The sequence below is a fragment of the Cupriavidus sp. H18C2 genome, assembly GCF_049393795.1.
Taxonomy (GTDB): domain Bacteria; phylum Pseudomonadota; class Gammaproteobacteria; order Burkholderiales; family Burkholderiaceae; genus Cupriavidus; species Cupriavidus pauculus_C.
Genome location: NZ_CP186010.1, coordinates 3024787 through 3048375 on the forward strand (window position 1 = coordinate 3024787; position 23589 = coordinate 3048375).

The 23589-nt window shown below is 68.0% G+C and carries 22 protein-coding genes; 9 read left to right on the forward strand and 13 right to left on the reverse strand.

Features of this window, described 5'->3' with window-relative positions; genetic code table 11:
- Nucleotides 1-75: 75 nt before the first annotated feature.
- The 3 genes from EPAKOI_RS13710 to tkt form a co-directional block, all read right to left on the reverse strand.
- Complete coding sequence (locus EPAKOI_RS13710; protein WP_313835318.1) at nucleotides 76-1080, reverse strand: LysR family transcriptional regulator; 1005 nt, start codon at nucleotides 1078-1080, stop codon at nucleotides 76-78.
- A 367-nt stretch (nucleotides 1081-1447) separates the two neighbouring features.
- Nucleotides 1448-2446, reverse strand: a complete 999-nt coding sequence (gap, locus tag EPAKOI_RS13715; RefSeq protein WP_124683279.1) for a type I glyceraldehyde-3-phosphate dehydrogenase — start codon at nucleotides 2444-2446, stop codon at nucleotides 1448-1450.
- Between the two features lie 85 nt (nucleotides 2447-2531).
- On the reverse strand, nucleotides 2532-4619 hold the full coding sequence (gene tkt, locus EPAKOI_RS13720) for a transketolase (protein WP_423192418.1): 2088 nt from the start codon (nucleotides 4617-4619) through the stop codon (nucleotides 2532-2534).
- Between the two features lie 64 nt (nucleotides 4620-4683).
- Between tkt and EPAKOI_RS13725 the strand changes: the two genes are divergently transcribed.
- The 4 genes from EPAKOI_RS13725 to EPAKOI_RS13740 are packed head-to-tail and all read left to right on the forward strand — an operon-like array spanning nucleotide 4684 to nucleotide 7416.
- On the forward strand, nucleotides 4684-5541 hold the full coding sequence (locus EPAKOI_RS13725) for a spermidine synthase (RefSeq protein ID WP_313835320.1): 858 nt from the start codon (nucleotides 4684-4686) through the stop codon (nucleotides 5539-5541).
- 60 nt (nucleotides 5542-5601) lie between these two features.
- Complete coding sequence (locus EPAKOI_RS13730; RefSeq protein WP_124683276.1) at nucleotides 5602-6036, forward strand: VOC family protein; 435 nt, start codon at nucleotides 5602-5604, stop codon at nucleotides 6034-6036.
- The gene (locus tag EPAKOI_RS13735) at nucleotides 6036-6779 is read left to right on the forward strand and encodes a 16S rRNA (uracil(1498)-N(3))-methyltransferase (RefSeq protein WP_423192419.1); all 744 of its coding nucleotides are present in this window, start codon (nucleotides 6036-6038) and stop codon (nucleotides 6777-6779) included. Before EPAKOI_RS13730 ends, EPAKOI_RS13735 begins: the two co-directional genes overlap by 1 nt.
- Before the next feature lie 13 nt (nucleotides 6780-6792).
- Nucleotides 6793-7416 carry a YidB family protein gene (locus tag EPAKOI_RS13740; RefSeq protein ID WP_423192420.1) on the forward strand — a complete coding sequence of 208 codons (624 nt, stop codon included), beginning with the start codon at nucleotides 6793-6795 and terminating at the stop codon, nucleotides 7414-7416.
- A 90-nt stretch (nucleotides 7417-7506) separates the two neighbouring features.
- Here EPAKOI_RS13740 and EPAKOI_RS13745 read toward each other — a convergent pair whose 3' ends face one another.
- From EPAKOI_RS13745 to EPAKOI_RS13755, 3 genes are all read right to left on the reverse strand, one after another.
- A complete protein-coding gene (locus EPAKOI_RS13745) occupies nucleotides 7507-8115 on the reverse strand; it encodes a barstar family protein (protein WP_313835324.1) in 609 nt (202 codons plus the stop codon).
- Nucleotides 8112-8462 carry a ribonuclease domain-containing protein gene (locus EPAKOI_RS13750; RefSeq protein ID WP_423192421.1) on the reverse strand — a complete coding sequence of 117 codons (351 nt, stop codon included), beginning with the start codon at nucleotides 8460-8462 and terminating at the stop codon, nucleotides 8112-8114. The genes EPAKOI_RS13745 and EPAKOI_RS13750 overlap by 4 nt, the downstream gene beginning before the upstream one ends.
- 429 nt (nucleotides 8463-8891) lie before the next feature.
- Entirely contained in the window at nucleotides 8892-11216 is a 2325-nt protein-coding gene (locus EPAKOI_RS13755) for an NADP-dependent malic enzyme (protein WP_124683271.1), read from the reverse strand.
- A gap of 236 nt (nucleotides 11217-11452) precedes the next feature.
- On the opposite strand from EPAKOI_RS13755, the gene thiL reads away from it, so the two are divergent.
- From thiL to EPAKOI_RS13770, 3 genes are all read left to right on the forward strand, one after another.
- A complete protein-coding gene (gene thiL / locus EPAKOI_RS13760) occupies nucleotides 11453-12433 on the forward strand; it encodes a thiamine-phosphate kinase (protein WP_423192422.1) in 981 nt (326 codons plus the stop codon).
- A 103-nt stretch (nucleotides 12434-12536) separates the two neighbouring features.
- On the forward strand, nucleotides 12537-13118 hold the full coding sequence (locus EPAKOI_RS13765; RefSeq protein ID WP_124683270.1) for a phosphatidylglycerophosphatase A family protein: 582 nt from the start codon (nucleotides 12537-12539) through the stop codon (nucleotides 13116-13118).
- A 42-nt stretch (nucleotides 13119-13160) separates the two neighbouring features.
- Nucleotides 13161-13658: a CinA family protein gene (locus EPAKOI_RS13770; protein ID WP_124683269.1), complete on the forward strand. Its 498-nt coding sequence runs from the start codon at nucleotides 13161-13163 to the stop codon at nucleotides 13656-13658.
- A gap of 174 nt (nucleotides 13659-13832) precedes the next feature.
- On the opposite strand, the gene pyrF is transcribed toward EPAKOI_RS13770, so the two are convergent.
- A complete protein-coding gene (pyrF, locus tag EPAKOI_RS13775; protein WP_124683268.1) occupies nucleotides 13833-14651 on the reverse strand; it encodes an orotidine-5'-phosphate decarboxylase in 819 nt (272 codons plus the stop codon).
- A gap of 220 nt (nucleotides 14652-14871) precedes the next feature.
- Between pyrF and EPAKOI_RS13780 the strand changes: the two genes are divergently transcribed.
- Nucleotides 14872-15756 (forward strand): DMT family transporter, encoded by an 885-nt coding sequence (locus tag EPAKOI_RS13780; protein WP_313835325.1) that lies wholly within the window; start codon nucleotides 14872-14874, stop codon nucleotides 15754-15756.
- Between the two features lie 470 nt (nucleotides 15757-16226).
- Nucleotides 16227-17189 (forward strand): magnesium/cobalt transporter CorA, encoded by a 963-nt coding sequence (gene corA, locus EPAKOI_RS13785; RefSeq protein ID WP_124683266.1) that lies wholly within the window; start codon nucleotides 16227-16229, stop codon nucleotides 17187-17189.
- 20 nt (nucleotides 17190-17209) lie between these two features.
- Here the strand turns inward: corA and mtgA are convergent, their stop codons facing one another.
- The 6 genes from mtgA to EPAKOI_RS13815 all read right to left on the reverse strand — a co-directional run bounded on the left by mtgA (nucleotide 17210) and on the right by EPAKOI_RS13815 (nucleotide 23561).
- Complete coding sequence (gene mtgA, locus EPAKOI_RS13790) at nucleotides 17210-17911, reverse strand: monofunctional biosynthetic peptidoglycan transglycosylase (RefSeq protein WP_124685034.1); 702 nt, start codon at nucleotides 17909-17911, stop codon at nucleotides 17210-17212.
- 79 nt (nucleotides 17912-17990) lie between these two features.
- The gene (aroE, locus tag EPAKOI_RS13795) at nucleotides 17991-18872 is read right to left on the reverse strand and encodes a shikimate dehydrogenase (RefSeq protein ID WP_423192423.1); all 882 of its coding nucleotides are present in this window, start codon (nucleotides 18870-18872) and stop codon (nucleotides 17991-17993) included.
- Nucleotides 18872-19807, reverse strand: coding sequence for an energy transducer TonB family protein (locus tag EPAKOI_RS13800; protein ID WP_124683264.1), 936 nt, complete (start codon nucleotides 19805-19807; stop codon nucleotides 18872-18874). The genes aroE and EPAKOI_RS13800 overlap by 1 nt, the downstream gene beginning before the upstream one ends.
- Before the next feature lie 127 nt (nucleotides 19808-19934).
- A complete protein-coding gene (locus tag EPAKOI_RS13805; RefSeq protein WP_423192424.1) occupies nucleotides 19935-22067 on the reverse strand; it encodes a ribonuclease catalytic domain-containing protein in 2133 nt (710 codons plus the stop codon).
- Between the two features lie 229 nt (nucleotides 22068-22296).
- Entirely contained in the window at nucleotides 22297-22956 is a 660-nt protein-coding gene (locus EPAKOI_RS13810; protein ID WP_423192425.1) for a chorismate--pyruvate lyase family protein, read from the reverse strand.
- Nucleotides 22953-23561, reverse strand: a complete 609-nt coding sequence (locus EPAKOI_RS13815) for a YqiA/YcfP family alpha/beta fold hydrolase (protein WP_423192426.1) — start codon at nucleotides 23559-23561, stop codon at nucleotides 22953-22955. Before EPAKOI_RS13815 ends, EPAKOI_RS13810 begins: the two co-directional genes overlap by 4 nt.
- Nucleotides 23562-23589 lie beyond the last annotated feature (28 nt).

Here is a 23589-nt window from a genome sequence, read left to right on the forward strand (position 1 = left end):
GCCGAGCCCTGCAGACAAAGAAAAACCGGCGCCTCGGCGCCGGTTTTTTCATGGTCCAGGCCGTCCGCCGGCGGGTTACTCCTGCGGCAGGTCGTCCGGCGCGGCTTCGGTCACCACGCGCAGGTTGCGCACGGTGGAAGCCGGCGGCAGCCCCACGAACTCGCCGACGACCTGGCGGAACAGGTTGCGGGCCCAGACCAGCATCGGATGGGTATTGCGGCTGCGGTGCCAGAACATGTTCAGGCCCAGCGTCGTGTTGAGCTCGGCCGGCAGCGGGAACGCCTTGAGGCCGTAGGTCTCGCACGCCATGTCCTTGGTCAGCGCGCTGACGGTGAAGATCATGTCGGTCTGGGCGGCCAGTTCGGCCTGGGCGCGCCAGGAATGGACGGTCAGCGTGGCATTGCGCTTGAGGCCGCGCTGCTGCAGCGCGTAGTCCAGCGGGATCAGCGCCGTGGCCGGCCGGCCCGTGCCGCCCGAGTGCGCCATGAAGATATGGCTGCAGTCGAGATACTGTTCCAGCGTGCAATCGTTCTTCAGGACCGGATGGTTCTTGCGTGCGCAAACCCAGAGGTTCAGCGACGTGACCATTTCCTCGACGATTTCCGGGTGGCGCGTGGGAAATGGCGAAAATGCCAGGTCGAGTTCGTTGGCGCGCATCGACGCCACGTCACTTTCCCACGAATGCGACTCCACCAGCCGGATATGCAGGTCGGGCGCCAGTTGCTTGATACGCAGCACGAAGCGGTTGAAGACCGTATCGCCCAGCTCGGCCGCAAAGCCGATGCTCAGCGTGCCGGTGGCGACGGCCGGATCGAAATTGTCGGCGTCGCCCTCGTTGATCGACGACCAGAGGTCCAGCATGTCGCGGATCTTCGGGCCGAGTTCGAGCGCGCGGGGCGTCGGCGTCAGGCCGTGCGGCACACGGATAAAAAGAGGGTCGTCGAAGATTTCGCGCAGGCGGCCAAGCGAGTGCGAGACGGCAGGCGCCGTCATGTGCATTTTCTCGGCCACATAAGTGGCGTTTCGCTTGCTCAGCAGCTCGGTGAAAATCACCAGCAGCTTGGTATCCACGTTCACCATGATCAGGCCCGGTTGGAAAGTCTCACGCGTCGACGGCCCACCACTTTCACTGGCTGCACATCAGATTTCAACAGATTCTTCCGAGTGTAAGAGAAAAAATCGGCAGCGGAAAGCAAATTCAGCATTTCTCGCACTACTTCAAATGCAGATAAGCGGATTTTTGACGACTTCGGGACAGATAATGTCAAAAAACCACGGCATCACGCGCCGACGGCCCGCCATATTGATCGATGTGGGCCGATTCCTGCCTTGCGCAGACGCATATTCTTAAGAATTTTCGGCTTTTTTAATAGCTCCCAGCCGCCAGCGCCCACAAAAAAACGCGCCCGAAGGCGCGTTTTCCGTGAAGCGGGGTCGATCCGACCGATTACTTGGCCACGACGCGTGCCATTTCCAGGCACTTGTTCGAATAACCCCACTCGTTGTCGTACCAGCTCACGACCTTGATAAACGTGCCGTCCAGCGCGATACCGGCTTCGGCGTCGAAAATCGAGGTGCGCGCATCGCCGCGGAAGTCCGTGGCCACGACCTTGTCTTCCGTGTAGCCCAGCACGCCCTTCAGCGCGCCCTGGCTCTGGGCCTTCATCTCGGCGCAGATTTCCTCGTACTTGGCCGGCTTTTCCAGCTCGACGGTCAGGTCGACCACCGACACGTCCGAGGTCGGCACGCGGAACGACATGCCGGTCAGCTTCTTGTTCAACTGCGGAATCACCACGCCCACGGCCTTGGCGGCGCCGGTCGACGACGGGATGATGTTTTCCAGGATGCCGCGGCCACCGCGCCAGTCCTTGTTCGACGGGCCGTCGACGGTCTTCTGCGTCGCCGTGGCGGCGTGCACGGTCGTCATCAGGCCGCGCTTGATGCCCCACTTGTCGTTCAGCACTTTGGCCACCGGGGCCAGGCAGTTCGTGGTGCAGCTGGCGTTCGAGATGATCGCCTCGCCCTTGTACGAGTCGTGGTTCACGCCGTACACGAACATCGGGGTGTCGTCCTTCGACGGGGCCGACATGATCACCTTCTTGGCGCCCGCGTCGATGTGCTTCTGCGCGCCTTCCTTGGTCAGGAAGATGCCGGTCGACTCGATCACCACGTCCACGCCAGCCTCGCCCCACTTCAGCTCCGCCGGATCCTTGACGGCGGTCAGGCGGATCTTCTTGCCGTTCACGACCAGCGTGTTGCCGTCCACCGACACTTCGCCGTCGAAGCGGCCATGCACCGAGTCGTACTGGAGCATGTAGGCCAGGTAGTCCGGTTCGAGCAGGTCGTTGATGGCGACGACTTCCACGTCCTTGAAGTTCGCCACGGCGGCGCGGAACACCATGCGTCCGATGCGGCCGAAGCCGTTGATGCCGATCTTGATGGTCATGTCTATCTCCTAGAGTGCAATCGATGAAGCCGGTAGCGCGCGCCGGTTGCCGGCGCATCGCACCGGCCAACCGCGCGGGCGAGATTTACTGGGCCAGCGTGGCGCGGACGGTGTCCGCCACGTTTTCCACGGTGAAGCCGAAATGCTTGAACAGCACGCCGGCCGGGGCCGACTCGCCGAAGGTGTCGATGCCGACGACGGCCTGCACCTGGTATTTCCACCAGAAGTCCGTCACGCCGGCTTCCACGGCCACGCGCGGCACGCCGGCCGGCAGCACGCTGGCCTTGTAGGCGGCGTCCTGCTTGTCGAACACGGTCGTGGCCGGCACCGAGACCACGCGCACGTACACGCCATCGGCGGCCAGCGCGTCGGCCGCGCCCACGGCCAGGCCCACTTCCGAGCCCGTGGCCAGAATCACGGCGTCCGGACGCTTGGTGCGCGGGTTCCTGGCGTCGCGCAGCACGTAGCCGCCGCGGGCGATGTTGGCGCGCGTCGCGTCGTCGCGCTGCTGGAACGGCAGGTTCTGGCGGCTGAAGATCAGGCAGCTCGGGCCGTTCTCGCGGCGGATCGCCTGGGCCCAGGCCACGGCGGTCTCGGTGGTGTCGGCGGTACGCCAGACGTCCATGTTCGGGATCAGGCGCAGGCTGGCCACATGCTCGATCGACTGGTGCGTCGGGCCGTCCTCGCCCAGGCCGATCGAATCGTGCGTGAACACGAACAGCGAGCGGATCTTCATCAGCGCGGCCATGCGCAGCGCGTTGCGGCTGTAGTCCGAGAACGTCAGGAACGTGGCGCCGTAGGGCACGTAGCCGCCATGCAGCGCGATGCCGTTCATGATGGCGCTCATGCCGAACTCGCGCACGCCGTAGTTGATGTGGTTGCCCCAGGCGTCCACGCGCACCGGCTGCGTGCCCGACCAGTTGGTCAGGTTCGAGCCGGTCAGGTCGGCCGAGCCGCCCAGGAATTCGGGCAGCACCGGCGCGAACGCCTCGATCGTGTTCTGGCTGGCCTTGCGCGTGGCGATGGTCTCGGCCTTTTCCTCGCACTTGGCGATGAAGGCGTCCACGGCGGCGTCGAACGCGGCCGGCAGTTCGCCTCGCATGCGGCGCTTGAATTCGCCGGCCTCGTTCGGATGCAGTTCGGCGTAGCCGTCGAACAGTGCGTCCCAGGCCTTTTCCAGCGCCGCGCCGGTGGTCTTGGCGTTCCAGGCCGCGTAGACGTCCTCGGGCAGCTCGAACGGGGCGTGCGCCCAGCCCAGCGCCTCGCGCGTGGCCAGCACTTCGGCGCCGCCCAGCGGGGCGCCGTGCACGTCGTGGCCGCCGGCCTTGTTCGGCGCGCCCTTGCCGATGATCGTGCGGCAGCAGATCAGCGTCGGCTTGTCGCTGGCCTTGGCCTGGGCGATGGCGTTGTCCACGGCCACCACGTCATGGCCGTCCACGGCGCGGATCACGTTCCAGCCATAGGCCTCGAAGCGCTTGGGCGTGTCGTCGGCAAACCAGTGCACCACGTCGCCGTCGATCGAGATGCCGTTGTCGTCCCAGAACGCGATCAGCTTGTTCAGCTTGAGCGTGCCGGCCAGCGAGCAGGCCTCGTGGCTGATGCCTTCCATCAGGCAGCCGTCGCCCATGAACACGTACGTGTGGTGGTTGACGATGTCGAAGCCCGGGCGGTTGAATTCCTCGGCCAGCAGGCGTTCCGCCAGCGCCATGCCCACCGCGTTGGTGATGCCCTGGCCCAGCGGGCCGGTCGTGGTTTCCACGCCCGGCGTAATGCCGTACTCGGGGTGGCCCGCCGTCTTGCTGTGCAGTTGGCGGAAGTTGCGCAGCTCTTCCACGGGCAGGTCGTAGCCGGTCAGGTGCAGCAGGGCATAAATCAGCATCGATCCGTGGCCGTTAGACAGCACGAAGCGGTCGCGGTCGGCCCACTGCGGATTGACCGGGTTATGCTTCAGGTGCCGTCCCCACAGTGCCACGGCGATGTCCGCCATCCCCATCGGCGCGCCGGGGTGGCCGGAGTTGGCCTGCTGGACGGCGTCCATGGCGAGCACGCGGATGGCATCGGCCATCAGCTTGACGGGTTGGTTGGCGAAAGGACTGGTGGCGGGATGGGCGAGGGCAGACATGCGGGAACCTGACGGCGGGAAAACCGCAATTTTAGCAGAAGCAGGCGGCATTTCCGGGCGTCCGGACACGTCCCGAAGGGGGTCTCAGACGTGGACCGAATGGCTGGCGCCCGGCGTGGGCACCACGCTGGGCGAGATCGCCGTGCTGGCGGCCTCGCGCACGCCCCACCAGCAGGTGGAAATTGGCGAGAACGCGCGCTTTGGCCGGATTTTCCGGCTGGATGGCCGCGTGATGAGCACCGAAGCCGACGCCTTCATCCAGCACGAACTGATGACGGTGCCGATGGCGGCAGTGCACGGTTCGCCACGTAGCGCGCTGGTCGTGGGCGGCGGCGACGGCGGCTCGGCCTTCGAACTGCTACGGATTCCCACGATGCGGGAAGTCGTGGTGGCCGAACTGGACGCCGAAGTCGTGCGGTTGGCGCGCACGTGGCTGGCCGGCATCCACCGGGGCGCGCTCGACGAGCCCGGCGATGCGCGCCTGCACATCGCCATCGGCGACGGCCTGGGGCTGATGGAAGCCTTTGCGCGGGCCGGGCGCCAGTTCGACCTGATTGTCTACGACCTGACCGAGGCCGACGACGGCAGCCCCGCCGCCGCCCTCTTCTCCCCGCACGGCATGCAGACCGCGCGCCGCTGCCTGACACCGGGCGGGGCGATCTCGATGCATCTCGGACCGCCGTGGCACCGGCCCGATGCCAGCCGCCTGCTGCTGGCCCGGCTGCGCCAGGTGTTCCGGCACGTGGCGCCGCTGACCACGTTCATCCCCGCGTATGGCGCGCTGTGGGGCATCGCACTGGCCAGCGACGCGCTCGACATCGCCACCCATCCGCCCGCGCGCATTGCCGACCGGCTGCGCCAGTGGCAGCTCGACGGCGCCCTGCGCGCTTACCGCGCCGAGCTGCATCCGGCGCTGTTCGATCACCCGCGCCACCTCCAGGCGATCTTCGACAGCGCTGGCCGTCCCGCGTAACATGCACGGACGCCCCGCCGCGCCGTGCGGCCGGGCGCTTGTGCCATCCGGGAGACCCTCATGTCCAGACCGCCCAATACGCCCTGGCTGACGCCCTATCTCACGGTCGCCAGCGGACGCGCCGCCATCGATTTCTACCAGCGGGCCTTCGGCTTCGAAGCCGGCCACGTGGTCGACGAAAACGGCGTGCCCACCCATGCCGAAATGCATTACCGGGGCCAGCTCGTCATCATGTTCGCGCCCGAGGGCGCCTGGGGCAGCACGGCCCGCACGCCCCGCTCCATGGGCGTGGAAGCGCCCCAGACGTTCTACGTCTACTGCGACGACGTGGACGCGCTGTACGCGCGCGCCATCGCTGCCGGCGCCACCAGCATCGCGCCGCCAGCCGACCAGTTCTGGGGCGACCGCTACTGCATGGTCGAGGACCCCGATGGATACCGATGGGGCTTCGCCACGCGGCTGGCCGCATCCCCCGACGCCACCCCCAACGCTTGATGCCACCGAGATTCTTTGTCGATACGGCGCTCGTCGCCGATGCCGTGCTGCCGTTGCCCGAACCCGTCGTCCGCCACGTGCAGGTGCTGCGCCTGGCCACCGGCGACGCCATCACGCTGTTCAACGGCCAGGGCGGCAGCCACGCCGCCACGCTGGCCGAGATCGGCAAGCGGCACGCGCTGGCCCGCGTGGGCGCCCATGACGCCGCCGAGGCCGAAACGCCATTCACCGTCACGCTGGCCCAGGGGCTGGCCGGCGGCGACAAGATGGACTGGCTGATCGAGAAAGCCGTGGAACTGGGAGTCACGGCGATCCAGCCGCTGCAGGCCAGCCGCTCGGTCGTGCGGCTGTCTGGCGACCGCGCGGCCAAGCGCCAGGCGCACTGGCAGGCGCTGGTGCAGGCCGCGTGCGAACAATGCGGACGCAATCGCTTGCCGGCCGTGGCGCCGGTCGCTACCTTGGAAGCGTGGCTGGCCAGCGCACCGGCCCCGGGCGCCCGGCTGCTGCTGTCGCCGCGCGCGTCCGGGTCGCTGGCGGACCTGGCCGCGACGCACCGTGACGCATGGCGTGCCACGGGCGTCACGCTGCTGATCGGGCCCGAAGGCGGCTTGTCCGCCGACGAGGAAGACGCCGCGCGCCGCGCCGGTTTCATCGGCGTGACGCTGGGGCCGCGCATCCTGCGCACGGAAACCGCCGGGCTGGCATGCCTGGCAACGCTGAACGCCATCCTTGGCGGATTTTGATAAGGAGTCTGAGATGGGACTACTCGATAGCGTGCTGGGTGGCGTGCTGGGCCAGCGGGGCGGCCAGCCGGGCCAGTCCGGCGGCGTCAATCCGAAGCTGATCATGGCCCTTGGCCTGCTGGCGATGCTGGCCATGCGCAACAAGCACCAGGGCGCCGACGGCAGCGTGGCGCCGGCCGACCCCGCCGACGCGGGCGCGGCGGGTGGCGGGCTGGGCGGACTCGGGGGTCTGGGTGGCCTGGGCGGGATGCTCGGTGGCATGCTGGGCGGCGGCAGCGCGCCGGCGCCGGGCGGTCTCGACCTCGGATCGCTGCTGGGCGGCCTGCTGGGCGGTCAGGGCGAAGCCGGCGGATCGGCACAGGCGATGGGCGCGGCGGCCGGCGGCATCGGCGCGTTGCGCGACATCCTGGGCCAGGCCGGGCTGGGCCATCAGGTGGATTCCTGGATCGGCACCGGCGCCAATGAGGCGGTCAGCCCGGCCGACCTGTCGTCGGCGCTGGGCGACACCGGCGCGCTGCAGTCGCTGGCGGAAACCACCGGCATGTCATCCGACGACGTGGCCGCGAGCCTCAGCGAGGGCCTGCCGGAACTGATCGACCGGCTCACGCCGAACGGGCAGGTCCCGCCGCCGGCCTGAACGCCCGCGCCACGGCGTTCGCCCAAACAAAAAGCCCGCTGGCAGCAGCGGGCTTTTTTTCATCATGCCAGCGCGGAGCCGGCGCGGCGCTCAGGCGAACGAGTAGAACACCCGGAACTGCACCTTGCGCTCGCTCCAGAACTCGGCGGCGTCACGGAACACGTCGAGCAGCACCTCGCGCGCTTCCTTGTCGAACTTCTGCGCGATCGGCAGACCTTCCAGCACGATCACGAAACCGGGCTGCGGGCCCGACTTGTGGATCATGTCGGTCAGGCAGTCGGACAGGGCGTCGAAATTCTTGCCGAAATGCTTCGGGAACGTGAATTCCGTGGCAATCCGCTCCAGGATTTCCGCCTTGCTCGCGCAATCGGCGCAGTTGGCGTACAGGAAATGCTGGTTCAGCGCGGCGGCGGCCTGGGACAGCTCGGGCACCCGGAACGCGCGGATCGACTGGACGATGTTGGGACGCACCGTCTTGAACAGATTCATGGCTCCCTCGTTGGTGCCGTCGTCAGCCCACGTGACCATGACTGGCGCACAGGCGGGCGGAAGTCGGTGCGTCAGATCCTGGCGGGGCATCATCAGCACGTTGTCATATAGGTTCTGGGCGTGATGGTGAGCCCTTTGCCAGCCATCTCCGGCGCCGCGCTCCTCGCGGGCGGCAAGGGCGTCGCCCAGTCCGAAAATGTCAGTCATCATTTGGTTATCCGTTTGAAACTGTTGTAGTGGTCTTCCGTGTAATAGCAGTCGTTGGCGGCGCGTTGGTCACCACCGCACACGATCCGCCTGGCTCCCCGATTCCGGCTCTTGCTGTTCTTGACGGTGTATTCGCGGTAATACCCACGAGGCTGCTGCGGCAGGATGCGTTCGTAGTTGCCGAACCGCGAACCATCCTTGTCATACGGGAACGGCCCGCCGGCCTGTATCAGCTCCAGCGTCTGCTGCGCCTCGTTGGGCAACTGCGGGGCCGCGATGGTTCCCACCATCCCGGCCGGGTCGGGCGACTGCCTTGCCATCGCACCCTGCGGCGCCAGGGACAGCGCCATCGTCAGCGCCGCGCCGGCCAACACGTGGCCCAGGCTCCGTACCAGGCTCAGGGACTGCCGACTTGACTGCCGCTGCGACTGGCTTTGCGAATTCCGGGAACCCACGATGGTGAATGAATCGTTGGCGAAGGTTGATGGCGGGTCATTCCGGCGCCACGCAGAAAGGCCTGCGACGGCTCCGGCACGCCCAGGCGAGCGTCCGCATTCAAAGGCGTAAGGTTACGCGCAAGTCCATCATTAATCAATCCCCGCGCCGTGGCAGGCGGAATTTCTTCAATTGTTTCAATATGTTATTGATATGTGTGCGCATACTAACCTCGCAAGGGGCGCCGGGCGCGGACATGAAAAAAGCCGGGCGGACCCGGCTTCTGCATCACATGCGGACGATGGCCCGGCGGGCCGGCGCCGGCCCGCGGGCTTTTACGGCGATCAACCCTTGGCGGCGGCGTCCACCACGACCAGCGCGGTCATGTTGACGATACGGCGCACGGTGGCCGACGGCGTCAGGATATGCACCGGCGCCTTCACGCCCAGCAGGATCGGGCCGATGGCCACGTTGTTGCCGGCCGCCACCTTGAGCAGGTTGTACGAGATATTGGCCGCGTCGATGTTCGGGCAGACCAGCAGGTTGGCTTCGCCCTTGAGCGAGCCGTCCGGCACCAGCGAATCGCGCAGCTTCTCGTCCAGCGCGCTGTCGCCGTGCATTTCGCCATCCACTTCCAGGTCCGGCGCGCGGTCGCGCAGGATCTGCAGCGTATCGCGCATCTTGCGGGCCGACGGTGCCTCGGACGTGCCGAAGTTCGAATGCGACAGCAGCCCCACCTTCGGCTCGATGCCAAAGCGCTTCAGTTCCTCGGCCGCCATGATCGTGATCTCGGCCAGTTCCTCGGCGGTCGGGTCGACGTTCACGTGCGTGTCCACCAGGAAGATCTGGCGGCCCGGCAGCACCAGACCGTTCATCGCGGCGTACACCTTGTTCGTGCCGCCCAGCACCTGGTCGATATAGCGCAGGTGGGCCGCCGTGGTGCTGACCGTGCCGCAGATCATGCCGTCGGCCTCGCCCTTCTTGACCAGCATCGCGCCGATCAGCGTGGTGCGGCGGCGCATTTCCAGCTTGGCGTACTGCTGGGTGACGCCCTCGCGGGCCATCATGCGGTAGTACGTGTCCGAATAGTCGCGGAAGCGCTCGTCATGCTCGGGATTGACGACCGTGAAGTCCACGCCCATGCGCAGGCGCAGGCCAAAGCGCTCGATCCGGTGCGACAGCACGGCCGGACGGCCGATCAGGATCGGGTTGGCCAGCTTCTCGTCGACGATCACCTGCACGGCGCGCAGCACGCGTTCCTCTTCGCCCTCGGCAAAGACGATGCGCTTCTTTTCCATCTCCACCTTGCGCGCGGCCGCGTAGATCGGCTTCATCAGCGTGCCCGAGTGGTAGACGAACTGCTGCAGTTGCAGGCGATACGCGTCCATGTCCTCGATCGGCCGCGCGGCCACGCCGCTCTTGGCCGCCGCCTCGGCCACGGCCGGCGCGATCTTGACGATCAGGCGCGGGTCGAACGGCTTCGGGATCAGGTATTCGGGGCCGAACGACAGGTCCTGGATGCCATAGGCCGTGGCCACGATGTCGCTCTGTTCCTGGCGGGCCAGCTCTGCCACGGCGTTGGCCGCGGCAATCTCCATCTCGCGCGTGATCGTCGTCGCGCCGCAGTCCAGCGCGCCACGGAAGATGAACGGGAAGCAGAGGACGTTGTTGACCTGGTTCGGATAGTCGGTGCGGCCCGTGGCGATCACGGCGTCCGGACGCACTTCCTTGGCCAGTTCCGGCATGATTTCCGGGTTCGGGTTGGCCAGCGCCAGCACCAGCGGCTTGTCGGCCATCTTCTGCACCATTTCCGGCTTCAGCACGCCGGCGGCGGACAGGCCCAGGAAGATGTCGGCGCCGTCCATGACCTCGGCCAGCTTGCGCTTGTCGGTCTTCTGCGAGAAGCGCGCCTTTTCCGGGTCCATCAGCTCGGTGCGGCCCTCGTAGACCACGCCGGCCAGGTCCGTCACCCAGATGTTCTCGATCGGCAGGCCCATGTCGACCAGCAGGTCCAGGCAGGCCAGCGCGGCCGCGCCGGCGCCCGAGGCCACCAGCTTCACCTTGGAGATGTCCTTGCCGACGACCTTCAGCCCGTTGATGACCGCCGCGCCCACCACGATGGCGGTGCCGTGCTGGTCGTCGTGGAAGACGGGAATCTTCATCCGCTCGCGCAGCTTGCGCTCCACGTAGAAGCACTCCGGCGCCTTGATGTCTTCAAGGTTGATGCCGCCGAACGTGGGCTCCAGCGACGCGATGATGTCCACCAGCTTCTCGGGGTCCTTCTCGTCGATCTCGATGTCGAAGACGTCGATGCCGGCAAACTTCTTGAACAGCCCGCCCTTGCCTTCCATGACCGGCTTCGACGCCGCGGCGCCAATGTCGCCCAGGCCCAGCACGGCGGTACCGTTGGTGATCACGGCCACCAGGTTGCCACGGGCGGTATAGCGGAAGGAATTGGCCTGGTCGGCGACGATTTCCTCGCACGCGGCGGCCACGCCCGGCGAGTAGGCCAGGGCCAGGTCGCGCTGGTTCGACAGCGGCTTGGTGGGGGTGACGGAAATCTTGCCGGGGGTCGGAAACTCGTGGTATTCGAGTGCGGCCTTGCGCAGCGCCTCACGCTGCTGCTGTTTCAGATCGTCTTGGGACGGGGACTGCTGAGGGCTTGTCATCTGCGCATCTTCCGATCAGTGGAGCCGCATGAATAACGCTGGGAATGAGCACGGGCCGGCTCCACGAACCCGCTGTCTCCGCTTTCACAGGCGCTTAGGCTGCTGCCTTGGAAATGGCGCATTTTATATTGTGAAAAACTATTTCACAATGGGCGTTTTGCGCGGGGCACCTTTGCGTTTCGGTACAATATGCCGCATGCCGCTGGGCTTGACCAGCCGGTATGCCCCCCACCTTCATGCCAGATCCCAGCGCCGTCTCCCTTTCCGAATTCGACCTGATTCGCCGCTTCTTCACGCGCCCGGTGCACAAGGCGGCGCTCGGCGTGGGCGATGACTGCGCGCTGATCGACCCGCGCCCGGGCCACCAGCTGGCCATCAGCACCGACATGCTGGTCAGCGGCCGCCATTTCTTTCCCGATGTCCCGCCGCGCGCGCTGGGCCACAAGGCGCTGGCCGTGAACCTGTCGGACCTGGCCGCGATGGGCGCCGAGCCGCGCGCGTTCACGCTGGCGCTGGCGCTGCCGGAGGCCGATCCCGCCTGGCTGGAAGCCTTTGCCGGCGGCCTGCTGGCCCTGGCCGACGACCACGGCTGCGAGCTGATCGGCGGCGACACCACCAAGGGCCCCCTGACGCTCTCCATCACCGTGTTCGGCGACGTACCGCTACGCCAGGCGCTGCGCCGCGACGCCGCCCGGCCGGGCGACGACATCTGGATCTCGGGCACGCTCGGCGACGCCCGGCTGGCACTGGGCGACTGCCGCGGCGAATGGCTGCTGCCCGAGCCCGATTTCACCGAGGTGCGGCCGCGCATGGACACCCCGACGCCGCGCGTGGCGCTGGGCATGGCGCTGCGCGGCGTGGCGCACGCGGCGCTGGACATTTCCGACGGCCTGATCGGCGACCTGGGCCACATCCTCGCCCGCTCGTCGGTCGGTGCCATCGTCGACGTCGACGCCCTGCCCCGCTCGGCCATCCTGGGCGCGCAGCCGATCGGCTGCCAGCGCGACTGCGTGCTGGCCGGCGGCGACGACTACGAACTGTGCTTCACCGCCCCGGTGGGTCAGCGCGAGGCCATCGCCGCCATCGGCCAGCAACTGGGCCTGCCGCTTACACGTGCCGGATCGATCACTCCGGAGGCCGGGCTGCGGCTGGTCGACCGCCATGGCGACCCGTACACGTACGCGGGCGCGTCGTTCGATCATTTCACCGCGCCGTGACACACCGCCGCCAAGCCGTGTCATGATGCCGGGCATGCGCGCAACAGGGAGAGCCGTGCGCTTGCGCGCCATATATCACTAGAAAAGTCGAGCCAGGTTCTTGATGTCCGCCTATCCCCCCGGGGCCGCGCCGCGCGACCCCGCCCATCCTGCCGAGCCCGTCACGCTGGAGGCCGGCCAGACGTCCCGCATCACGCGCCCCACCGCGCGCTTCATGCTTGGCCATCCGGCCCGGCTGCTGGCGCTTGGCTTTGGCTCCGGCCTGTCGCCGGTCAGCCCCGGCACGGTCGGCACGCTCTACGGCTGGCTGTCGTTCGTCGTGATCTCGATGTGGATCGAGCCGACCACGTGGCTGTGGATCATCGCCGGGGGCTTCGTGCTCGGCATCTGGGCCTGCCTGCGCACCGCGCGCGACATGGGCGTCTACGACCACGGCAGCATGGTCTGGGACGAGATCGTGGCGTTCTGGCTGGTGCTCGTCTTCGTCACGCCCACCGGGTTCTGGGGCCAGTTCGCGGCCTTCCTGTGGTTCCGGCTGTTCGACATCGCCAAGCCGGCGCCGATCCGCTACTACGACCGCACGCTCAAGGGCCCCGGCTTCACGGGCGCCTTCGGCGTGATGTTCGACGATATCTTCGCGGCGTTCTACACGCTGCTCGTGTTCGCCCTGTGGCGCTCGTTCTGAGCGCCGCGCCCTTTCTGCACCAGGATTCGGGGAATCGCCGCCATGTCCGTCAGCCGCCTGCTTGACCAGCTAGCCATCCAGGCCGGAGCCGCCCTCGCGGAACGCTCGCTCATGCTCGCCACCGCGGAATCCTGCACGGGCGGGCTCGTGGCGGCGGCCATCACCGATATCTCGGGGTCGTCGGGCTGGTTCGAGCGCGGCTTCGTGACCTATTCGAACGAGGCCAAGACGACCATGATCGGCGTGCCCGCGAAGCTGATCCGCGACCACGGCGCGGTCAGCGAGGAAGTGGCCCACGCCATGGCCGAGGGCGCCCTGCTGAACAGCCGCGCCCAGGTGTCGCTGTCGATCACCGGCGTGGCCGGCCCCACCGGCGGCACCCCTGACAAGCCGGTCGGCATGGTCTGCTTTGGCTGGAGCAACCGCATCACCACCCGCACCGAAACCCAGCGCTTCAAGGGCGACCGCGCCCAGATCCGCCGCCAGGCGGCCGAGCACGCGATGCGCGGACTGATCGAGCTGATTCGGAACGAGGCGTAAGGCGGGGGTTGACGGTCTGACAGTTGGCTCCCCTCTCCCGCACGGCGGGAGAGGGGTCGGGGGAGAGGGCGTTGAGCATCTGCTTGCCGACAAGTCGCAATTTGAGCCGCCGGCCCTCTCCCCCAGCCCCTCTCCCGCACGCGGGAGAGGGGAGCCCACCAGCGCCAACCGGGCTCAGCCGTGCCGGAACCGGTTGATCGTCTCGCGCGTCTGCAGCGCCACGTTGCGGGCGGCGGCGGCGAAGTTCTTGTCGCGGCTGGCGTACAGGATGGCGCGCGACGAGTTGATCATCATGCCGGTGCCGTCGGCCGTGCGGCCGGCCTTCACCGTTGCCTCGATGTCGCCGCCCTGGGCGCCGATGCCCGGGATCAGCAGCGGCATGTCGCCGACGATCTGGCGCACCCGGGCAATCTCGTTCGGGAACGTGGCGCCCACCACCAGGCCCATCTGGCCGTTCGTATTCCAGCGTTCGCGCGCGGCCTCGGCCACCACCTGGTACAGCGGCTTGCCGTCGACCTGCAGGAACTGCACGTCCGAGCCGCCCGGGTTCGACGTGCGGCACAGCACGATCACGCCCTTGCCCGGATGCGCCAGGTACGGCGACATCGAATCGAAACCCATGTACGGGCTGACGGTCACCGCGTCGGCCTTGTAGCGGTCGAACGCCTCGATCGCGTAGTGCTCGGCCGTGGAGCCGATGTCGCCGCGCTTGGCGTCCAGGATCACGGGGATCCCCGGGTGGGCGTCGTGGATGTATTCGATCAGCTGTTCTAGCTGGTCCTCGGCGCGCTGGGAATGGAAATAGGCAATCTGCGGCTTGAAGGCGCAGACCAGGTCGGCGGTGGCGTCGACGATTTCACGGCAGAACGAGAAGATCGCCCCGCCCGTGCCGGTCATCGACAGCGGCAGCTTGGCCGGGTCCGGATCGAGCCCGACGCACAGCAGGGAATCGTTTCGCTGCCAGGCGCTGGACAGCAGCTCGGTAAAGGTCATGGGAGGCTCGGAGAAGTCGGGCGGGGCTGGCGTCCCGCCCGGGTTCGACAGTATGCACAGCATAACGCGCGCGGCGGCCGGGCGGTTGGCCGCCGGCAGGGCGCGACGGGCGTCGCGCGGCGCGCCATGGTGGCGTCGGCGGCATTCTACCTGCTGGCATGCTATTGTCTGGAGCTTCCGCTTAAAAAGAGCGACCGCCACGTCGCCATTCCGCCGATCCATGCAACTCGACCGCCGCGGCGTGCTCCTGCTCGTCATCCTGACCCTTGCCTGGGGCCTGAACTGGCCGATCATGAAGCTTGGCGTGGCGCATTTCCCGGCCATGGGGTTCCGGCTGCTGTGCATGGCCGGCGGGCTCGTGGCGCTGGGGCTGGCGCTCAAGGTGCGCGGCGAATCGCTGCGCGTGCCGCGCCAGGCGTGGGGCACCGTGGTGCGGCTGGCCATCCCTAACATGGTCATCTGGCACCTGTTCGCGATCTGCGCGGTCAAGCTGCTGTCGTCGGGCCGCGCGGCCATCCTGGGCTACACCATGCCGATCTGGGCCGTGATCTGGGGGCTGGTGATCTTCCGCGAGCGGATTGCGCTGTCGGCCTGGATCGGCATCGGCTGCGCGCTGGCCGGCACGGTGCTGCTGCTGTCCGGCGAGATCGCCGCGCTGACCGGCAGCCCGGCCGGCACCGTGCTGATGCTGGTGGCGGCGGCCGGCTGGGGCTTTGGCACCCAGTTGATGAAACGCACGCCCATCGACGTATCCATCGGCGCGCTGACGTTCTGGATGCTGGCCGTCACGCTGCCGTTCCTGGCCATCGGCTCGGCGCTGTTCGAGACCGGCTGGCGCATGCCGACGGCCGTGGAATGGGCCGCCATCGGCTACAACGCCGTGGTGGTCTTTGCCTACTGCCACCTGGTCTGGTTCGCGCTGGCGCGCAGCCTGCCGCCGGTGGTGTCGAGCCTGTCGATCATGTTCATTCCGGTGGTGGGCGTGTTCTCGGGCATGTGGCTGCTGGGCGAGACGCCGCACTGGCAGGACTACGCGGCCATCGTGCTGATGTTCGCGGCGCTGTCGTCGGTCATGCTGGCGCCGCTGCTGCGCCGGCGCCTCTGAGCAACACCAGAGATTTCACTTAACAAGCCCCCTCCCGTTGGATTACACTCGCGGCCATCAGAATCCCGGAGAAACTACGTGGGCAGTAGCATCGGGTGTTCGGGCTGCCGCGGCCGTGCCGCGTCATCGCCGGATGCCATGTCACTGCGGGCTGCGTAACGCCGATCCGCGCGGGGCCATCGCCCTGCTCGTCGCCGTGCTTGCCCGCAGACACCTGCGGGTGAGTGTGTCCTTCCGATTCCCGCGCGGTGCGTCTTGCTGACCGCCGCGTCGCGCACCGGATCTTCCCTCCCCCGGCTTGCCAGCCAGATACAGGCAACAGGCAAACGTCATCGCCTTGCCCCCGGACGCGGTCCCGCGCCCGCCGGCAGCGCGATCACGCTTGCCGGCCGCCTCATGGTCGCCTTGCTGGCCAAGCCTTGCCTGCGCACGTCTCCGACCCGCGCAATCAGTCACAAGGAATCCCAGGGATGATCAACCTGTTCGTCCTGCAGAAAGGCCGGCTTGCCCAGGAGCAGGTCGACGAGCGCAACGAGCTGCTGCAGCACAAGCCCATCTGGATCGACGTGGTCAGCCCCGACGACGAGGAGCTGGCGTGGATCAAGGAAGCCTACAACGTGGTCCTGCCCGAGCTGGAGGACCTGGGCGACCTGGAGGCGTCGGCGCGCTACTTCGAGGGCGAGGACGAGAATATCCACATCCGCACCGACTTCCTGCTCGACGAGGACGAGGCGTCGCGCAACGTGCGCGTGGCCTTCGTGCTCACGCGCGACGTCCTGTTCTCGATCCACGACGAAGACCTGCCCGTGTTCCGCCTGGTGCGGCTGCGCGCCCGGATGCGTCCGGGGTCCGTGCGCAACGCCAAGGACGTGCTGATGGACCTCTACGCGACCGACGCCGAGTACTCGGCCGATTCGATCGAGGAAATCTACGAGCGCCTGGAGGAAGCCAGCCGCCGCGTGCTGGCCGAGAACGTGACCGATGCCGCCGCCGCCGACGTGCTGGAAACCATTGCCCGCGAGGAAGACCTGAACGGCCGCATCCGCCGCAACGTCATGGATACGCGCCGCGCCGTGTCGTTCCTGATGCGCAGCCAGCTGCTGTCGGCCGAGCAGCAGGACGAGGCGCGCCAGATCCTGCGCGACATCGACTCGATCGAGAACCACACCGCGTTCCTGTTCGACAAGATCAACTTCCTGATGGACGCCACGGTCGGTTTCATCAACATCAACCAGAACAAGATCATCAAGCTGTTCTCGGTGGTGTCGGTGGCGCTGATGCCGCCCACGCTGATCGCCAGCATCTACGGCATGAACTTCAAGCTGATGCCGGAACTGGACTGGGCCATCGGCTACCCGTGGGCCATCGCGCTGATGGCGGTATCGGCGGCGATTCCGCTGGTGTATTTCCGCCGGAAGGGCTGGCTGAGCTAGCAGGCTGGCCCTGGCTCCCCTCAATCCGGCAGCGTTGCCGCGCCCATGCGACGGGCGATGATCGATGCCTTGGTGCGGAAGTTCACGCGGACGTTGGCGCAGTACTCCTTCTTGTCGAAGCACTTGGGCGCCGGCAGCGCGGCAGCCAGCCGGGCGGCCTGGCCGACGGTCAGCCGGGACGCCGACGTGTGGAAGTAGTGCTGCGCGGCGGCCTCCACGCCGAACACGCCCTCGCCCCACTCCACCGAGTTCAGGTAGATCTCGAAGATGCGCTGCTTGTCCAGCCAGAATTCGAGCATCCACGTGATGGCCAGCTCCTGGCCCTTGCGCACGTAGTATTGCTCCGAGGACAGGAACAGGTTCTTGGCAAGCTGCTGGGTGATCGTCGACCCGCCGCGCACGATGTGTCCGCGCTTCTTGTTGCGCTCCCAGGCGTCCAGCATGGCATCCAGCTCGTAGCCCGGGTGGTTCACGAAGTCGGCGTCCTCGCTGGCGATCACCGCGCGCTTGATGTTGCGCGACATCTCGCCATAGCCCACCCACTTGCGGTCCACCGAGCAGCTCCAGACATTCAGCCCGCACAGCCGCCAGCGCTCGGCGCGCATGAACGACGTGGACGACGGGTCCAGGTACTGCCAGGCCGCGATCTGCAGGAAGAAGTACACCTGCAGCGCCAGCACGCCGACGATCAGGCATTCGCCCAGATAGCCGATCCAGCGCAGCGGATTGGCCGCGCCCGACGCTCTGGCGGGCGCGCGTGCGGCGGCGGTGCGCTGGCGAGCCAAGGCAGATGACGGGCGGTTAGCGCGCGGCTTCCGCCTGCAGCGCGGCGCGCAGCTCGGCCAGCACCGGGGTGGTCCCCGGACGCACGCCGCGCCAGTTGTAGAACGCCTCGGCGGCCTGCTCCACGAGCATGCCCAGGCCATCGGCCGTGCGCGCGCCGCACCTGGCCGCGTAGGCCAGGAACACGGTCGGCCGGGCGCCGTACATCATGTCGTAGGCCAGCACGCCTTCGCCCAGCAGGTGCTCGGGCACCGGCGGCAGCTCGCCCTGCAGGCTGCTGGCCGATGCATTGATGACCACGTCGCAGCCTTCTTCCTCGGACAGCGCGCCCAGCGCGTCCAGCCCGCCGGCCCACAGCTCCACGCCGTACTGGTCGGCCGCCTCGACGAACGCCTCGACCATGTCGCTGGCCTTCTGCGCCGTGCGGTTGGCCACCACGATGCGGGCCGGCCGACATTCGATCAGCGGCAGCATCGCGCCCATCGCCGCGCCGCCGGCGCCCAGCACCAGGATGCGCTTGTCTTCCAGCAGCACGTCGAGGTTGTCCTGGATGTCGCGCACCAGCCCGACGCCGTCGGTGTTGTCGCCATGGATCAGCCCGTCCTCGATCCACATCGTGTTGACCGCGCCGGCGGCCTCGGCGCGCGGCGTCAGGCGGTCGGACAGGTCGTAGGCTTCCAGCTTGAACGGCGTGGTCACGTTGCAGCCGTGGCCGCCCTCGGCCAGAAAGCGGCGCACGGTGTCGGCAAAGCCGTCCAGCGGCGCCTCCAGGCGGTCGTACTGCACGGCCTCGCCGGTCTGGCGCGCAAACGCGGCGTGGATGGCCGGCGAGCGGCTGTGCGAGACGGGGTTGCCGACCACGACGTAGCGGTCGGCGGGGGAAGACTGTTCTGCGGTCATCAGCGTCCTTGCAGGCGGACGTCGAGCCCGCTGCGGGTGAACTTGAAAGTGGAAATGACTTCGAGGATGTCCTGCTTCGACTGCATCTCGGCCGTGAACGGCCCGAACGGCGCCGCCGCGCGGACAATCGCCACGGCCTGGCGGTCCAGCGCCGGGTCGCCCGAGCTCTTGGCCACGTCGATCGCGTCGATGTTGTAGCCGTCGCGGTTATAGCCGAGCTTGCCCTGGCGGTTCACGTTGATCACCAGGATCAGTTGCCCATAGAGCGGCTTGCCGTTCTTCTGCGGAAAATCGCTCGTGCCGCGCGCCTCGATCCGGCGGCGCAGGCGGTCGTAATACTGCGCGTACTCCACGCCCTGCGCGCTGGTGGCCGTAAGCTGCATGCGCTTGGGGCGCTTGGCGTAGTGTTCGAGATTGCGGCCGATCTCGGCCTCCAGCTTGGCCATCTCGTCGGTCGACGTGCGGTCGTCCTGGCCGCGCAGCGGGGTGTCCAGGCGCTGCTCGCCCGGCTTCATGGGCTGGCTGCGCACGGCCGGCGCCGCCTCGCGGGCCTGCGTCATCAGGCGGCGCTGCTCTTCTTCCAGCTGCTCGATGCGGCGCTGGGTCAGGCGCACGAGGTCGCCGTCCTTCGATTCGGTCTGCGCCGGCAGCGGCGTGGTGGCGCGCTGGGCGTCATGGTCGCCGCCGCCGTCCAGGTTGGCCTGGGCCAGCACGGTCGGGTTGCGCGGCTTTTCGGCCGATTTCGCGTTGACCAGCACCACGTCGAGCTGGGGATCGGACCGCTTGATCTCGAACACTTCCGGCGCGGCAATGCGCACCATCAGCAGCGCCGCATGGATGGCGACCGACACGGCCAGCGCCTTGGCCAGCGTGCTGCTGGATCGCCACCAGTCGCGCGGATGCGAGGGGCGGAAAGCGGGAAGAACGGCGTTCACGATGGGTCAGGGACCAGGCGGTCGGCGTGGGAGGGCAATCGTTCGGCAAACCGGCCATCCCCCCCCTGCAGGGGGATGGCCGGAACGGACTTCGATTGTACGGGAGCCGCCCGGTTTACCGAAGGACTCAGGCGGGGGGGTTGGCGCCGGTGTCGCGTGGCGCCGACGCATCGTCCGGGGCCGTTTCGGCCGGGGCCTCGGCGGCGCCTTCGGTGCCACCTTCCGTGCCACCTTCCGCTGCGGCTTCGGCGGCATCCTCGGCCGCCGCCTCGGCGGCTGCCTCGGCGGAAACCTCCGCCATCTCGTCCTCGGTGTCGCCTTCCAGTTCCTCTTCCGGCAGTTCGCCCTCGCCGGCAAAGATCTCCAGCACGCGGCACGACACTTCCAGCGAGATCTCGTCGGTCGACGCAATCTCCAGCAGCACCTGCGTGCCGCGCACGGCCTGCGCCAGTTCCGGCACCCGCGTCACCAGCGGGATCTCGGCAAAGCGCACCGCGCCGTCCTTGAGCACCGTGGCCATCAGCTTGCCGCGGTTTTCCTGCGCGATCCAGCGCAGGCACCAGTAGCGCTCCATGGTCGACTGGTGGTCGGCATAGGCCGCGTAGGTGCCTTCGAAGTCCGCCACGGCGGCCAGCAGGTCGGCGTCCTTGGGCTTGAACGGCGCCACCAGCTTGGCGGTCACGCCATGCTGGGCCACCGCCAGGATCTGCCACTGGTTGACCAGGTCAACGTAGCGGCGCAGTGGCGACGTGCTCCACGCATACTGCGCCACGCCCAGCCCCTCGTGCGGCGCCGGATAGGTCTGCATGCGCGTGCGGTGCATGCCCCACGCCTTCTGGGTGCGGTAGATGCCCGGCACGCCGTGGTCGGCCAGCAGCTTGCCCCACGTGCTGTTGGCCAGGATCATCAGCTCGGCCACGATCTTGTCCAGCGGCGATCCGCGCCGGCGCTGCTCGATCCGCACGCGCTCGCCGCCGCCGTCCACCGAATCGATATAGAAGTTGAAGTCCGCGCGGTTGTGCGCCTCCGGGCGCAGGCCGCTGGCCAGACGCGCCTTCTGGCGCTCGTCGTGCAGGTGGTTGGCCAGCCGGAACAGCTCGCCAAGCTGCTCGCGGAACGGGTAGTCGCCGGTGCCGCTGGCCAGCGCGGCCTCGGTGACCACGTCCTCCAGCAGGTTGTGGCGCAGGTTGGCGGCAATCGGCACCAGTTCGGCGCGCGTCTCGCTGCCGACGATGGCCAGGCCGTCCGGCGTGTCCGGGTCCACCGTCACGTACAGCGACAGCGCCGGGCAGGTGCGGCCTTCCTGCAGCGTGTAGCGTTCCACCACGCTGTCGGGCAGCATCGTGATCTTGTCGCCGGGGAAATAGACCGTGGACAGGCGCTGGCGGGCAATGGCGTCGAGCGACTCGCCGCGCGTGAAGCCCAGCCCCGGCGCGGCGATGTGGATGCCCACGCGCAGCTTGCCGTCGGCCAGGCGCGTCACCGACAGCGCATCGTCGATCTCGGTCGTCGTGACGTCGTCGATCGAGAACGCCTCCACGTCGGCCACGGGCAGGCTGCCCGACGGGTCCGGCACGGCCACGTCCGGGAAGCCGGTGCCCTTCGGGAAGCAGTCGGCCAGGAACTTGGCCTCGTGCAGCGCGCGCGGGCTTTCCACGCCGCCCACGGCCACCATCAGGCGCATCGGCGTCATGCCCAGCGCCGTGCACGCGGCACCCATGGCCTTGAATTCGAGACTGTTCTTGTCGGGCTTGAACAGCAGTTGCAGCACCTTGCCGCGGAACGCGTCGGGCAACTGGTGCGCCTTGAGCTGGGCCTCGTACTCGGCCTGCACCAGCAACTGCTGCTTCTTGCGCTCCACGGCGGCCAGGGCGGCCTTGAGCTGGTCTTCGGGCGCGCGCAGGTAGCGGCCGCGGCCCTTGCGGCGGAAATAGACGGGATTGCCATGCAGCGCCATCGCAAGTGCAGCCTGCTGCACTGCGCCGGCATCGGCCCCGTAGTATTCGGCAGCCAGGTCGGCAAAGCCGAATTCCTCGGCCGGCGCGCATTCCCAGAGGAAGTCGAGGTCGATCTCGGCGGTCAGCTCGCCGGTCTGCCGCACCATTTCACTGGCCGACGGCTGGGCAAACTGCAGCAGCACGTCCTTTGCCTTGACCTTGGTGCGCTTGCCCGCGGGCAATTCCACCTGGTAGGCCTCGCCCTGTTGGGCAAGGACGGTGCCGGCGCGGATTTCGCCGCCTTCTTCGAACAGCAACTGCATGGATCGGTACTTTCGGAAAGGGCCGGGACACGCCGCCACGGTGCGCGCACAAGCGCGCGGTCGAGCCGGCCCGTCCGGGCGGATATTCGACCCGGGATGATACCGCACCCAGCGTTGGCGCCGGCGGGCATCCCAGGGGCGGGGAATCAGAGCGACATGCCGCCGCCGGGCCCGGCGGCCTCGGCGACATCGCGGATCGCGCGCTCGATGGCGACCCGTCCTTCCAGTTTCATGCGGGTCTCGCTTCCTTGTGGTGGGTGTCGATCCGGCGGGGCAGCCGGGTGCCACCGGCGCCGATGTTGGGCGGCGCAGCCCGCGTGAGCAGGTCTGGCAGGAAGACCTCGGTCACAAGCATGGCGCCGCCGCCGCGCCGGAACACCGAGCGCCGCGCGGGCAGCATCGGCACCGATGCAAACGCCGGCAGCACCCGCTGCAGCGCCTGGCGCAGCGGGTGATGGACGGTCAGCCGCGCGAACTGGAACGGCTCGCGCCGCACGCGCGGATCGACGAACAGCGCGCCGCCCAGCGGCCGGTTGCCCAGCCCGCGCAGAAACGGCCAGTCGCGCCGCGCGCGGTACGGATCGACAATCGTGTGCGCAAAGACCGCGGGCACGTCGTCGCAGATCAGCAGCACTTCGCGGGTGATGGCCGGCACGGGCCGGATCAGGCCCAGCGCGCGCCATTCATCGGCAAACGGCGGCTGTGGCGACTGGTTGATCCGCGTCACGCGGAACCGGCTGGACGCCGACATCAGCCGGGCCGTCAGCGAGCCCTCCCCGGCAATCCAGCGGCGCTGGTTCAGCGGGATGGCGGCGTCGTACGGCAGGTGGGCGTGCCACGCGGCACGCAGGCCGCTCGGGCCATTCTGGCCGGGAACCGCCGCCGTCATGCCGGGCGGGCTGGCTGGCGTCCGTCGGGCCGATAGCCGCAGAAGGCAAGCACTTCGTCGACGTAGGCGTCAAATTCGCTGATGCCGTGGTCGCTGCCCTCGATCACGCGGATCTGGGCGCCGGGGCACGCCGCGACCATCTCGCGGTAGTCCAGCACCTCGTCGCCGGTGGTCGCCAGCAGGAAATAGCGCTCCGGGCGCGTGATGGTATCCACGCGCAGCGCCAGCAGTTCGTCCAGATGTTCGCGCTTGACCTCGACCGAGCCGCCGCCGTGGTACAGCGGCTGCTCGCCAAGATATTTCTCAAGGTCGGTCCAGGGATGGATGGCCGGATTCAGCAGCACGGCGCGGCAGCCGTGGCGCTCGGCCAGCCAGCGCGCGTAGAAGCCACCCAGCGACGAGCCGACGACGGCGATGTCGGTCTCGCCGCCGGCCCGGGCGCCCCGGATGACCGCCTCGGCCTGGGCAATCGCCTGGGACGGCGACACATTGAGCACCGGGCAGGCGAAATACTTCTCCAGCCCCCAGGCGCGCATCCGTTCCTGCACGAGCCGCGACTTCATCGACTGCGGCGAGGAACGGAAGCCGTGCAGGTACAGCAGCATGGGATTCCCTGTGTGAAAGTGGCCGGCG

What these genes read in the sequence shown, in the direction of transcription:
- EPAKOI_RS13710 (WP_313835318.1), bottom strand. Translation starts at nt 1,080, where the DNA reads ATGGTGAACGTGGATACCAAGCTGCTGGTGATTTTCACCGAGCTGCTG.
- gap (WP_124683279.1), bottom strand. Translation starts at nt 2,446, where the DNA reads ATGACCATCAAGATCGGCATCAACGGCTTCGGCCGCATCGGACGCATG.
- tkt (WP_423192418.1), bottom strand. Translation starts at nt 4,619, where the DNA reads ATGCCGCCTGCTTCTGCTAAAATTGCGGTTTTCCCGCCGTCAGGTTCC.
- EPAKOI_RS13730 (WP_124683276.1), top strand. Translation starts at nt 5,602, where the DNA reads ATGTCCAGACCGCCCAATACGCCCTGGCTGACGCCCTATCTCACGGTC.
- EPAKOI_RS13735 (WP_423192419.1), top strand. Translation starts at nt 6,036, where the DNA reads ATGCCACCGAGATTCTTTGTCGATACGGCGCTCGTCGCCGATGCCGTG.
- EPAKOI_RS13740 (WP_423192420.1), top strand. Translation starts at nt 6,793, where the DNA reads ATGGGACTACTCGATAGCGTGCTGGGTGGCGTGCTGGGCCAGCGGGGC.
- EPAKOI_RS13745 (WP_313835324.1), bottom strand. Translation starts at nt 8,115, where the DNA reads ATGATGACTGACATTTTCGGACTGGGCGACGCCCTTGCCGCCCGCGAG.
- EPAKOI_RS13750 (WP_423192421.1), bottom strand. Translation starts at nt 8,462, where the DNA reads ATGGCGCTGTCCCTGGCGCCGCAGGGTGCGATGGCAAGGCAGTCGCCC.
- EPAKOI_RS13755 (WP_124683271.1), bottom strand. Translation starts at nt 11,216, where the DNA reads ATGACAAGCCCTCAGCAGTCCCCGTCCCAAGACGATCTGAAACAGCAG.
- thiL (WP_423192422.1), top strand. Translation starts at nt 11,453, where the DNA reads ATGCCAGATCCCAGCGCCGTCTCCCTTTCCGAATTCGACCTGATTCGC.
- EPAKOI_RS13765 (WP_124683270.1), top strand. Translation starts at nt 12,537, where the DNA reads ATGTCCGCCTATCCCCCCGGGGCCGCGCCGCGCGACCCCGCCCATCCT.
- EPAKOI_RS13770 (WP_124683269.1), top strand. Translation starts at nt 13,161, where the DNA reads ATGTCCGTCAGCCGCCTGCTTGACCAGCTAGCCATCCAGGCCGGAGCC.
- pyrF (WP_124683268.1), bottom strand. Translation starts at nt 14,651, where the DNA reads ATGACCTTTACCGAGCTGCTGTCCAGCGCCTGGCAGCGAAACGATTCC.
- EPAKOI_RS13780 (WP_313835325.1), top strand. Translation starts at nt 14,872, where the DNA reads ATGCAACTCGACCGCCGCGGCGTGCTCCTGCTCGTCATCCTGACCCTT.
- corA (WP_124683266.1), top strand. Translation starts at nt 16,227, where the DNA reads ATGATCAACCTGTTCGTCCTGCAGAAAGGCCGGCTTGCCCAGGAGCAG.
- aroE (WP_423192423.1), bottom strand. Translation starts at nt 18,872, where the DNA reads ATGACCGCAGAACAGTCTTCCCCCGCCGACCGCTACGTCGTGGTCGGC.
- EPAKOI_RS13805 (WP_423192424.1), bottom strand. Translation starts at nt 22,067, where the DNA reads ATGCAGTTGCTGTTCGAAGAAGGCGGCGAAATCCGCGCCGGCACCGTC.
- EPAKOI_RS13810 (WP_423192425.1), bottom strand. Translation starts at nt 22,956, where the DNA reads ATGACGGCGGCGGTTCCCGGCCAGAATGGCCCGAGCGGCCTGCGTGCC.
- EPAKOI_RS13815 (WP_423192426.1), bottom strand. Translation starts at nt 23,561, where the DNA reads ATGCTGCTGTACCTGCACGGCTTCCGTTCCTCGCCGCAGTCGATGAAG.